The following is a 12,847-nucleotide window of genomic DNA, read 5'->3' as shown; positions in this document are numbered from 1 at the left end:
AACTACTTTGCAGCCATGGCTATCCGTCGGGCATCCGTGCCAAATCATCAACACAACCCCACAGGCCGCCACACACCAGGTCACAGCAATGCAAGCCATAACACCTGGATGTTATTTCTCGCCTTCCGCATAATTGCCGCCTGCTTCGAACAACAGAATCAACGGCCGATCTATGTGGTTTAAGAATCTCCGCGTCTACCGCCTCACCAAAGCATTCTCCCTTACCGCAGAAAAATTGAACGAACTGCTGGAACCGCACGCGTTCGTGCCCTGCGGCAGCCAGGACGCGGCCCGTTACGGCTGGGTTCCGCCCCTGGGGCGCCACGGCAACCAACTGGTGCACGCGGCCAACGGTTACCTGATGGTGTGTGCCAAAAAACAAGAGAAAGTGATCCCGGCTGCCGTGGTAAACGAGAAAGTGGAAGAGCTAGCTCAGGCTATCTCAGACAAAGAGGCGCGCCAGGTGGGGCGCAAAGAACGGCAGAACCTAAAAGACGAAGTGCTGCTGGAAATGCGCCCCAAAGCCTTTGCCAAATCGCGCCTGCAATACGCCTATATCGCGCCGAAAGACGGCTGGGTCGTGATCGATGCCGCCTCAGCCTCGGCTGCCGAAGAGCTGCTGGAAAACCTGCGCGAGGCCATCAGTAGCCTCGCAGTGGTGCCACTGGCAGCCAAAAACCTGCCCCAGCAAACCATGACCCACTGGTTAACCGCACCTGAGGCACCGGCCCAGTTCGAATTCGGTCACGAAACAGAACTGCGCGATCCCAAGGACAGCGGCAGCGTGATTCGCTGCAAAAACCAGGATCTCTGCGCAGAGGAAATCCACAATCACCTAGTGGCGGGACTGCAGGTTCACAAACTGGGGCTCGTCTGGCGCGGGGGTGTCGAGTTTATCGTCGACGACCAGCTGGCGATCAAAAAGCTGAAATTCAGCGATGCGCTGCTCGAAAAGGCAGACAGCATTGATTCGGAGAATGCGGCCCAACGCTTCGACGCGGACTTTTCGGTAATGACACTGGAAATCTCCGCCCTACTCAAAGATCTGCTCGCCGCCTTCGGCGGTGCAAATACCGAATCCGTCAGTGTCGAAGAAGTCATGGTGCGCGCCGCACGCGCCGAGGCCGAGCGGCATGCGGCGGAAGTCGAGGAAGTGGCCTTCTAGTCAGCCCCACCGCCGGATACAGGCCCCTGCGGCGGAGCGACAGGGTTCACACTGTCACCACCGGCCGCTCCGGCCGGCTCCACTGCACGTGGTATTTCTCCTGCTCCGGGCGATCTACCCGCGAGAAGGTGTGGGCCCCAAAGAAATCCCGCTGCCCCTGCAGCAAATTGGCGGGCAGGGACTCGGTGCGGAAGGCATCGTAATAGCTCAGCGCCGAAGACAGGGCCGGCACCGGAATCCCATTTAGAGTCGCATCCGCCACCGCCCGGCGCCAACTTCCCTGACGCTCGGCAATCTGCCCGGCAAAGAAATCGTCCAACAGCAAGTTGGACAGCTTCACATCGCGCTCATAGGCGTCACTGATCGACTGCAAGAAAGCCGCGCGGATAATGCAGCCAGCACGCCAGATACGTGCAATTTCAGCAAAATTCAGCTGCCAACCCTGCTCCCGTGCCGCCAACTTCATCAGGTCGAATCCCTGCGCGTAAACACAAATCTTGGCGCAGTAGAGAGCATCGTGCAGCTGCGCAATTACCTCGGCACGCCGGGCCGGCCCGACCGCCTCCAGCTCCGGCCCCTGCAGCTTTTTGGATGCCCGCGTGCGCAGCACCTTGCGGGTAGACAGCGCGCGGGCGAAAACCGCCTCGGCGATACTGGGCGCCGGGCAGCCCACTTCCAAACTGCTGACCGCAGTCCACAAGCCGGTGCCCTTCTGGCCCGCGCGGTCGAGGATCACATCCACCAGCGGCTGCCCCGTCTCTCCATCCTTGGTGGCCAATACCTCTGCACTGATGTTAATCAGGTAACTGTTGAGCGGCCCTTTATTCCACTCCCGCAGCACCTGAGCGATATCCGCCGGCGCCATGCCCAGCGCGCTGCGCATCACGTGGTAAGCCTCGCAAATCATTTGCATATCGGCATACTCGATACCGTTATGCACCATCTTCACATAATGGCCGGAACCTATGGGGCCAATATAGGCCGCACAGGGCTCCCCTTCTTTTACCGGTTTACCCGGTACAGAACGCTCTATCGGCTGGCCCGTGGCCGGATCCACCTTGGCGGCAATGGCGTGCCAAACCGGTTCTATACGGCTCCAGGCGTAGGGATCGCCGCTCGGCATCAAAGACGGCCCAAAGCGGGCTCCCATCTCCCCACCCGAAACCGCGGTGGTAAAGAAAATCAGCCGCCCCTCGTAGCGCTTACAACGCTCCACCGAATCGCTCCACAGGCTATTGCCCGTATCTACCACGATATCGTCCGCCTTCAACCCGGCATCCAGCAGCTTGTTGCAAACATCGTCCACCGGTGCACCGGCGGGGACAGAGAGAATGATCAAATGTGGTGCTTTCACCTTGGCCAGCAATTCAGTGTAGGAATTGCACGTCTGCACCAAGGGCGGCAAATCACCGCGCTCTCGGATATGCTGATCCAGCAACGCATTGAGTCGGCTCTGGTCCAGATCAAACGCACACACGCGGTAACCATTATCGGCCAGGTTCAATATCAGGTTTTTACCCATCACCCCGGCGCCGATAAAGCCGATATCACAAAGAGAGTCACTCAGGGAATCAGACATGGAATTCTCCGAAAACACGCGCTGCTGGCGCCAAAAGGCGCGGAGTATAGCAATAGGAAAGCCGGGGTGGGAGAGTGAAAGCGGCCACCACTGCGGCTGCCCGGACAGGCTGCAGGGACTCCCGATAAGCGATTCTGTTGCGCCAATGAAGCCTTGCTCAATCCCCATAAGCGCCGCGATTAGCTTCCAGGGCACTCAGGCAATGGGATGAACACAGCAGAAATCAGAAGAATATTCCGATAGCTAGCAAACGGACGCTACTTGCCTCCAAAAAAGGCGGCTATAGCAGCAATTTATCTATATGCAATTGCAGCCGATGACTTAAACTGCAATACCCCTGCCGCGGAGGTGCGCCATTCCCGCCTCCCTGCCAAACAGATATCCTTGCTCCAACAACTCCGCCTCCCGGGTAAAGCGCCCTACGGGAAAGTGTGCCGGCGGAGCAATCACACGGATACGGCAATCGGCTGGTGGCGACTGGATAAATTCCAAGGCGCGGTTGTAGCGCTCCGCTCGCCCGAGTACTGCTTCAAACAGACGCGCGTGGCCATGGAAAAATTGCTGAATGAATTTCGGGGCCGGGCTCACCCTTTTGCGATACCCCAAGGGGCGCGACAGCACTACAGCGATATCCCGCGCACCCTGCTCGTAGGCCCGGATCACAGGGATAGAATCCGCCAGCCCCCCGTCGGTCATCGGCTCACCATTCACTCGCGGAAAGTCGCGGTAAAAAAGCGGAATAGCGCAAGAAGCGGGAAAGACCTCATGCATATTTTCCTCGGTCACCCGCAAATAGCAGGCCTCTCCAGTCACAATACTGGTTGTCACCGCATAGAGAGGTACATTGTTGTCGAGATAGCGACGGACATTGAGCGGCACTTCATCGTAAGAAGCGTGCCACAACCAGCTAACATCACAAAAATGCCCACCTCTCAGGTAGCGTCGCCAATTGATAAAATCTGTCCGGCGGGCATGATCCAGAAGAATCCGGCGGCTGCGGCCATGATCCCCCGCCAAATAACCAATCAGGTTGGTCGAGCCTGCGGAAACACCAATAGCAAAGTCGAATGGCAGATAGTCCGCTTCGATAAAAGTATCCAGAACGCCCGCCGCGAAGATACCGCGCATAGCACCGCCCTCCACTACCAGAGCTGACGGCTGCCCTTCCCTCGAAACCGGCATATCCATATACAAACCTCATAGTTGCCCTTAAGGTCATTGTAAAATTAACCCGGGAATATTTTCCGACCAAATTGACTGACCTTTCCGTTCAAATAGCAGCACACAACACTTTGGCAGCAACACTACAACAGGGTTATGATTCCTCCCATTGGCAAACTCACGATTGATGACCAATGACTCCGACACAATTCCGCGCGCCCTGGAGCCGACAACTAAAATGGATCACGACAATTACTGCCAGCCTGCTGCTCGCTATCCCTATACTGCTGCTCAGCAAGGCACCTCAAGCGCAATCCACACTGTATAACGTCGCAATAGGGTTGCCGCCGGCCACTCTTTTACTTAGCGCCCTATTCGCTATTCGCGGCTACCGCATCGAAGGCACCAATCTGTTTATACTGCGGCCCGGCTGGAAAACCCGTATTTCTCTGCAGGGTCTGAGCGAAGTGAAATCAGATCCACAAGCTACGCACGGCTCGACCCGCATCTTCGGCAACGGCGGACTCTTTGGCTACATCGGCCTGTTCCACAATAGACGCCTGGGCCGCTACCGTGCCTTCGCTACCGACCTGAGCAAATCGGTTGTGCTGCGCTTTCCCCAGCGCACCCTGGTAATTACACCGGACAAGCCAGAACAGTTTGTTGCCGAGATCACGCCTACCTGACTTCCACGTTAGCGCCAGTGATCCACAACCTACCCCCGACCACAAAAAGCTGCCGAAAGCGTGCAGGCAGATCCCCAATATCCATGCTCTGTGAAATACTACGACGAATATCACCCCAAATACCTATAGATTGGGGGACTTCTGATTAATTCGCTCTCAGATGTCAAAGAGATTTCGCCCTCCCGAACCCTCTACGCGCTCACGCGGATCAATCACTCCAGCTGGCAGTTTAAAAAATAGAAGTACAAATGGAAGTAAAAGACTACTTAGTAACCTCTGCGCCACTAAAAGATCAGATTAACCACTACTTAGAACTTTGTAGACGCGGTCGCTATTTGGATGCACTCGCCCGTGCAGAAGAAGACCACGGCCCTATGGAGAAATGGCAGCACACAAAACTGCGCATTCTCGCCATCAAAGCACTAAGCCATTTGGGATTACACCGTTCAGCAGATGCCATCATTTTCCGCACTTGGAGAAGATACGGTCGTGATCCATTCATCTTTCCCTACTATCTGCAGGCCTTATTGACACGCAAAGGACCACTGCGCGCCTGGGAAATATATGAGTCACATGAGTTTAGCGGAGCGCCCGACGGATTTCCCGAGGGTGCAGACCGCGCCTATTTAATGTGCATCAAGGCCGACATCTATTCCAGATTCCGGGACTTCGTCAACGCAGACCTCTACTTGAAAAAGGCCGAAAAGCTCGACTCAGGGCTCTGGATAAAACTCCGCCGGGTTCACCGGCTACAGGAGGCCGATCAGCACGAAGCGGCGCTGAAACTGTGCAAACAGATTTGCGACGCAGAGCCCGACTATCTCGACGCAATCCATACCTATGCCATTCTCCTGCAGCGCAACGACCAAAGCCAACAGGCCCTGGAACTACTCGAACACCACTGGGCTAACAGCCAGTCTCTGCTAATGGGGCGGCTCCTGTGCCAAATCGCCATAGAACTACACCAATTCCAAACAGCCCACGACAGCCTGAAAAAAATGGAAAAGCTCATGGCAAGGGGCTGCCCGAAATACCTACGCCAAGAACAAGACAATCTCTGGGCGGACTTTTACTGCGCACGCGGCGACTATGACGCAGCCCTCCCCTACCTGGAGCAAAAAGGCTTCTACCAAAACCGGGTTTCCGACGCCATCCGCCAACGGAAAGAAGACGATCAACGCAAGATTCTATCGCTGCCCTATATACAGCAGCGCCATATGACCTGCGCTCCCGCCAGCATAGCAACCGTATTGCAGTACTGGGGACACGCCGCTGACCAGGATGAAATTGCCGAAGCCATCTGCTACCACGGCACCAGCAACTACGATCAGCGCACCTGGCTTATCGAACAGGGCTGGCATCTGGAGGAGTTTGAGCTCAACTTTCCCCAGATCAAGCAGCTGATAGACCGCGACATCCCTGTATTACTCAGCACTGTAGAGCCGGGCAGCGCACATCTCCAGGTCATCGCCGGCTACGACCACACCATGGGCACCTACCTGCTGCGCGACCCATCGCACCCACGCCTGCAGGAAATATTGATCGAAGAGAGCGAGCGCTACTACGCTTCCAGCGGTCCGCGCTGTACCGCAGTTGTGCCAACAGCAAAAGCACACCTGCTAGACGATATGGAGCTGCGTGCATCCGCCCTGTATAACGAGACCTATCTGCTGCAACACGAACTGAGACAGCACCGCTACTCCGCCGCACAGGCCACCGCTGAACGCATGCGCGCGCGGGCTCCTCACCACCGGCTGACGCTACACGCACAACTGGAACTCGCCTATTACAGCCAAGACGACAACGCAATCCTGCAAGTCACTGAGCAACTGCTCGAACAATTTCCCCAAGACGTCAACCTGCAGCTGGGAAAAATCGAAACACTCTCGCGCATAAACGCGGTGCAAAAATCCCTGCAATATATGGAGTCGCTGGAAGAAAGCGGGAAAGCCCATTTCTTAATCCGCAGCCGGCTCACCGACAGCCTGCGAATTGACCACCGAAACAGAGAGCGTGTGGACAAGATGCTGTCAGAGCTACTGCGGCAAAACCCTCTGCACCCACAAACACTTTACCAGTATGCCTGTCAGACCTGTGACGCTATCGAGTATGAAATCGGCAGCGCCATTTACCGCTTTGTCGCCTGCCTCGAAGAAACCAATGAGCACTACGCAAGCAGTTACTTCAGAGCAGAACGCTACCGCCAATGCCCCGACAGAGCCATTGAATTCTTGCGTGACCGCTTCGAGCGATTTGGCAAAAAGTCCCCCGGCCCCGCAATTTCCCTATTCCAAGCGCTCGACGCACTGGAGCGGACAGAGGAGGGGCTGCAAACTCTTTACCACGGCATGACATTGCGTCCCGATGACGGAGAGTTAATGCTAGTTACTGCACGCCGCCTGCTGCACCTGAACCGCACTGATGAAGCAGAGCGAATTGCCGAAAAAGCCAAACCCCATACAAAAACCAACCGATACCTAGAGGTAGCGGCTGAAATCTGCGCCCACCGCCTACAACGCCGTGAGGCTATCGATCTGTGGCAAAATATTCTCAGCAGTGAACCGCTCAATTATGAAGCCTGCAATTCTTTAACTCGTCTATATATTGAATTGGGCCACTATGAGCAAGCCATTACCTTCCTGAACAATAAAATCGCGGAATTTCCCGGCAATTACCAGCTTCAGCGCATGCGCCTGAACTGGCTGGCCACCCAAGATATAGATCAGATAGAAAATTACTGTCAGCTATTGATTGAAAGCCACCCGGATGACAACTGGGCCTATCTCAAACTGGCAGACATCTGCTTGCAGCGCGGTCGCTTGAACGATGCACTCAACTATGCGTTGGAGGCCACCCGCATCTCCCGCACGGACAGCAACGCATGGGCACAGTTGGGCCGAGTGCATCTCCAGCGCCAGGAAAAAGAACAGGCCTTTAACGTGCTCCAGCGGGCTATCTATCGGTCTCCCGACTGCACCATGGCCTTTGAGCCACTACTGCAATGCGCTCACAGCCAGGAGCACAAAAAGGAGCTGCTCGCCTTCCTTCAAATGATGCTAACATCTGCAGTGACTTTTGGTGACGGAGTGCTCGCCTACCAGAAGATCGCCAGTGACTTACTCCCAGCAGAAGATCTGCTCGACTCCCTGCACCAGATTCTACAACAGTGCCCTGACCTCTGGCAGTCCTGGCTGGCGCAGGCCAACGGCTATCAGATTCAGGGCAACCTAGAACAGGCAGAGGAAACACTGGCTACCGCCATAGAACGCTTTCCTCTAGTGCCCCAATTACACCTGAAGCTGGCCGAAATATTGCACTTGCAGGGGAATCTAAGCGGAGCGGAAAAGCAACTGCGACACACACTGCAACTCGCCCCCAATTGGCCAACAGCCTACAACCAACTGGCAGACCTGCTTGAATATCAAGGGAAATACAACGATGCCATAGCCTTGCTGGAAACCGCCATCCAGAGAGTTCCCTGCGATGCCATCCCTCATGGTTACCTGGCAGACTTGCTTTGGAAACAGGGAGAAACTCAGCGAGCTCTCGACACCGTAGCCAAAAGTGTTGAGCTGGACCCCGCCTACGGGTGGGCCTGGCACAAACTCTGCCAGTGGTCTCAGGAGCTCGGTCAAAGAGAAACAGCCGAAAAGCACATTGCCACAGCGCGACAAACCTATCCCAACAGTGCCCTGCTGGCAGAGATAGACGCAGAGTTTCGCCAAGACCTGCATGAGAAAGCCGAAGTCCTGGCAGCCTTTGCCAAGGTCCAACCGCAAAATATTGATATCGCCTGCCGCCTAATCCAGGCACTCGGTGAAACCGGACAGTTTGAGCGAGCGATTCAATACTGTACAGCAGATTACTGGAAGGGTGCCGTCCCAATCGAGATCCGCCTGCGCAGCGCCTGGCTGACTAAACAGCAGTGCAAGACCGCCCAGGCCATCGAACAAATCCGGGAAGTCGCCAGAGAGGCGCCCCACCTCTACGATGCCTGGCGGCTGCTCGCCAACTGGGCGATGGATAGCCATGAAAAAAACCTGGCCCTTGAAGCGCTTAGCCATTGCCAATCGCTCTATCCAAACGACGCCTCAGTACTCACCTTCGTCGCCGAAGGGCTGCAGCGCCTGGAGCAAGATAGCGCGGAAATCCTGCCATTACTGGAACGGGCCTTCGCACTGGAGCCATCCAATCAGTACAACGGCCTCACCTACCTTGACCTGCTGATTGAAACCAAAGACTGGTCCCGCGCTCGCGAAGTGTTAGATCTGATTAAGGCCTACAGTGAAGACGCCTTCGTTCTGACCCGTGAACTGCAAATCTTAGCTGCCGAAGAGCGCGGTGAAGCAGCACTCCTGGAAACATGGTCGCAACTGCTGGTTCACGAACAAACTAACGATTGGGTGATGCAGACCGCCTGGCAGGTCATAACAGACTGCGAACTGCAGGCAGCAGCCAGCCAAAAAATCGAGGCGCTGCGAAGCCAGGATCACAACGTGCATCCCTACTCGGGCTATTGCCTGGCGATATACCAATTATCGCACATGAGTTTCAAAAAGTTCGAAAAGCAATTCCTGAAACTCAAACACGCTGACGCCTTCACCCAACGCGCCCTGGAATACTACCTGGACCTGCTGAGACATCATGAGGTATTACCTTCACGCCACTTTACCCCAATCCTGGAAACACTGATTGCCTCAAATACCCCCAACTGGGGCACCTACGGATTACTATGGGGCCAGAAACTCAAGTGGTTCAAAATGAGACATTGGTATTCCACCTGGCAGAGCCAAGACAATCTCGAAGCCTGGATGGTCTACTTTGTGAGCCTGAGCCATCGCGAGTGTGGTGACTACCAATCTGGCGTAGAGATTCTCGAGGCAGCCTATCAACTGCCGAAAGACAACTATCGCGGAGATATCGTCTGCCTGCATATCCTCGACAGGATACTTACGAATAAACGCGTAACGAACGAAATGGTATCGGAAATATCAGAAATTTACTTAGACAAACTGGACCCCTTGGCACACTACGCTCTAGCCCTCTGCCGGGCCATCATGGCAATACACAACGGAGGCTTTATCAGCCGCTTCAACAAAGTAAGCCCCCTGCTGCGTGAAGCACAGCGCCACTACCAGAAAATCCCTCACGCGAGGTCCGCACAGCAACTGAAACGCCAGGTGCGCTCACTGATCAAAGGCACCCTCCGCGTAACTGGATTGAAGAAGTTCTTTTGGTATTGCCGCTTATCAAACCACTTCTGATTACGAGCGTCGAATGGCCCAGGTGTTCAATTTTAACACCTGGGCCTGCCCGCCAGATTGCATACGACAAGCTAAGTAGAAGACGGGGGCACTGAATAAGCACAGAGGAACACCGCCTCACAAAACCACAGCTAGCAACCCACCGCCCCGATCACGTGAAGAAACACAACAATCTCTGCACTTATCTGGTACAGCGTGTCGGTTATATATTTTTTGCTTTACCAATAAGCCCTAAATGCGTATAACCAAAACCGCGCTGATACTTTAATCCATACCCCAACAGTCTATCGAAACCAATATGGGCAAGCCATATCAGCCCAAGCAACTGAAGCAATTGCACCTCATTGAAAAAACCCAAACCTAAAATCAGGATTGCCCCCACCAAGCTATGAGCAAAATTGTAAGCAATAGCGCCAACCTTGTTATTTATAAGGTAACCCAAAAATGAGAGATCCGGAATAAGAAATAGAATAGCAAAAGTCAACCAGCTAAATTCAAAATTCGCATAAAGGCAGAGGGCAGCAATAAACAGCGCAGCCCCCTCAGCTCTTAACGTCCACCTTACAGCACCAACAACATTTCCCAAAATCATTCCTCCAATGGACTAACTGAAAAGCGTCTTACCCTCCCACGCACATCACGAAAATCGTTTTTGTGCAAACCGAAGCATAGCAACACACAAAAAACAAGCGTGGGAGCGCAATCACCGTGCAATGCTGTTAGATCGCCACCACAGTCAAGAGCAAAGCCGCAGAACACTATAATCGTTTATAAATACCTACGGATATAAATCCATCCGTCACCAGAAAAGAAAAACATTGTTTTACATGACCCTACCTTCAGTGCAAAATGATTGCACCTCAAAACAACAATCCATAAGGAAATCTCCAATCAGCAACCACCTGCAGAACGGGTGATATGAGACCCCCCCCCAGAGGGGGCTATTTACAACCCCATGGGAGCCCATGAAATTCCTGCACTGCATATGGCGACACTTAGTGCAGTCCAGCGTAACCCAGCAATCTGGCAGAACCTATCGACACTTGGTTAAACAGGGGAAACATAAAAATGTCACCATGACAGCCGCAATGACGAAGTTTTTGACGATTTTTAATGCCATAGCATGAAATGAACGGAAGTGAGCGTACTAAATATTTTCGCTAGCATTTGAAGCACTGCCGCTTGCATTCCTGTATTCTTCAGTGATGGCTAATCTAATCCTAACTTTTTCCGAATGCGTTTAGCCCATGACGGTCTTTGTATTTTGTAGCTATATATACTTTCTGGAACAATGATGTTCGGATTGGCCAACACAAGTGCGTCAAAAAAAGCTCGTCGATCAAACCCGTGATAATTTCCGTACATTAGCTGCTTCTGCTCTCCATTTTTGAGCACTATCAAGTTTGAAAAAAACTCTTGCCTTGTATCACTTACTTGCTTTAATTCCGCAATATCGCAAATGTCGACCTCCCAGCTCACATCAGTGAAGGTAGGGTCAAAATAAGACAAAGTGGTTGGTGTAACACAAACCCTAACCTGCTTATTTTCAATCCAAAACCACAGCGCCAACCCAAGCAAAATAACTTCAACAACCCAAATGGCGATATCAAGAACATCAAGAAGTTGTATTAACGCAGCTTTATCGCTCGTCAAATCAGGGAGATACTTGTGTGCGGCCAAATATAGAAGAAGCGCCACGCCAGCATTGAAAATAAGCAACAATGCTGAAGAACGTTGCTTCCTGGTAAAAAGGAAGTAATTTTTCATATTTCCCCTCTTCGCGGAGACTATAAATTAAATTCTGTAACTGCTCATGCCCCGTACTCTAACCGGAGAAACGAATCATGGACATCCATAAAACAAAAAGTTTTCAACGCCACCCATATTGCAACATTATCTACCTTATAGAAAATACTGTTTATCCATACATATGAATGGATAACCAAAATGGGACGCCCATGCAAATCCCCGATCTCTCTTGAAGCCACGCCCTACTATCATTGCGTCTCCCGCTGCGTGCGTCGCGCTTTTCTATGTGGCCGGGATGAGCGCACCGGGCGCTGCTTCGAACACCGAAGGCAGTGGATCGAAGATCGGTTGTTGGAATTGGTCGGGGTATCTGCGCTGGATATCTGTGCTTATGCAGTCATGAGCAACCACTACCATGTGGTACTGCATATCAATGCCGCACAGGCTGAGGCCTGGACGCTGCGCGAGGTGGTGGATCGCTGGCATCAACGCTGTAAAGGCTCTCCGCTCTCTCAACGTTATGCTCGCAACGAAGCCTTGAACGGCGCAGAACTGGCCCGGCTGAGGGAGGTGGCCACAGAATGGAGAGCAAGGCTGATGGATATCAGCTGGTTTATGCGGATGCTCAATGAATCTATTGCCCGACAAGCCAATCGGAAGGATGGCTGCACTGGTCGCTTTTGGGAAGGTAGATTCAAATCCCAAGCACTGCTCGACGAGCGGGCTCTGGCGGCCTATATGGCCTATGTGGATCTGAACCCCATCCGGGCCAAAATGACTGATAGGCCCGAAACCTCGAACCACACTTCCATACAACGGCGTATTTCGGCGGCTCAGGATGGCAAACAGCCACAAAAACTCTTCCCCTTCGTTGGTAACCCACGAAAACCTATGCCAATAGGACTGCCTTTTCAGTTACAGGACTATCTGGAGCTGGTGGACTGGAGCGGTCGCTGCCTGCATGAAGACAAGCGAGGCGCTATCAATGAACAACTGCCGCCGATCCTCGAGCGGCTGCAGATCGACCCGCGACACTGGCTCTACCTGAGCCGTAACTTAGAAAGCCGCTTCACTTCCTTGGTTGGCGCCGCACACTCGGTACGCAATGCCTGTCAGCAGCTCGGCAAACGTTGGGCGCAGGGTATTCGTGACTGTGAGCGCTATCTATCTCCGCCGATCACTTCCTAAAGTCTTTACTTTCCTTGAAAAATAACATCGCGGGCTTATGCGAAGGACTGCTGCG

General features: G+C 53.5%; 8 protein-coding genes. 4 read left to right on the top strand and 4 right to left on the bottom strand.

Annotation, left to right across the window (positions count from 1 at the left end):
* Positions 1-172: 172 nt before the first annotated feature.
* Positions 173-1,165, top strand: a complete 993-nt coding sequence (gene rdgC, locus A3224_RS06720) for a recombination-associated protein RdgC (protein ID WP_067152798.1) — start codon at positions 173-175, stop codon at positions 1,163-1,165.
* Between the two features lie 46 nt (positions 1,166-1,211).
* Here rdgC and gndA read toward each other — a convergent pair whose 3' ends face one another.
* The gene (gene gndA, locus A3224_RS06715) at positions 1,212-2,744 is read right to left on the bottom strand and encodes an NADP-dependent phosphogluconate dehydrogenase (protein ID WP_067157610.1); all 1,533 of its coding nucleotides are present in this window, start codon (positions 2,742-2,744) and stop codon (positions 1,212-1,214) included.
* 321 nt (positions 2,745-3,065) lie between these two features.
* The gene (locus tag A3224_RS06710) at positions 3,066-3,932 is read right to left on the bottom strand and encodes a patatin-like phospholipase family protein (RefSeq protein ID WP_067152796.1); all 867 of its coding nucleotides are present in this window, start codon (positions 3,930-3,932) and stop codon (positions 3,066-3,068) included.
* Between the two features lie 167 nt (positions 3,933-4,099).
* Here A3224_RS06710 and A3224_RS06705 point away from each other — a divergent pair, with 167 nt between their 5' ends.
* A complete protein-coding gene (locus A3224_RS06705) occupies positions 4,100-4,591 on the top strand; it encodes a PH domain-containing protein (protein ID WP_067152794.1) in 492 nt (163 codons plus the stop codon).
* Between the two features lie 248 nt (positions 4,592-4,839).
* Entirely contained in the window at positions 4,840-9,855 is a 5,016-nt protein-coding gene (locus A3224_RS06700; RefSeq protein ID WP_067152792.1) for a tetratricopeptide repeat protein, read from the top strand.
* Between the two features lie 202 nt (positions 9,856-10,057).
* Here the strand turns inward: A3224_RS06700 and A3224_RS06695 are convergent, their stop codons facing one another.
* The gene (locus A3224_RS06695; RefSeq protein WP_197463090.1) at positions 10,058-10,441 is read right to left on the bottom strand and encodes a DUF4260 domain-containing protein; all 384 of its coding nucleotides are present in this window, start codon (positions 10,439-10,441) and stop codon (positions 10,058-10,060) included.
* A 623-nt stretch (positions 10,442-11,064) separates the two neighbouring features.
* A complete protein-coding gene (locus tag A3224_RS06690) occupies positions 11,065-11,622 on the bottom strand; it encodes a hypothetical protein (RefSeq protein ID WP_067152787.1) in 558 nt (185 codons plus the stop codon).
* A 180-nt stretch (positions 11,623-11,802) separates the two neighbouring features.
* Here A3224_RS06690 and A3224_RS06685 point away from each other — a divergent pair, with 180 nt between their 5' ends.
* Positions 11,803-12,792, top strand: a complete 990-nt coding sequence (locus A3224_RS06685; RefSeq protein WP_067152786.1) for a transposase — start codon at positions 11,803-11,805, stop codon at positions 12,790-12,792.
* The last annotated feature ends 55 nt before the right edge of the window (positions 12,793-12,847 follow it).

This window comes from Microbulbifer thermotolerans (assembly GCF_001617625.1).
Classification (GTDB): domain Bacteria; phylum Pseudomonadota; class Gammaproteobacteria; order Pseudomonadales; family Cellvibrionaceae; genus Microbulbifer; species Microbulbifer thermotolerans.
Note: the sequence above shows the minus strand (reverse complement) of the source record. Positions and strands in the feature narration are given on the sequence as shown.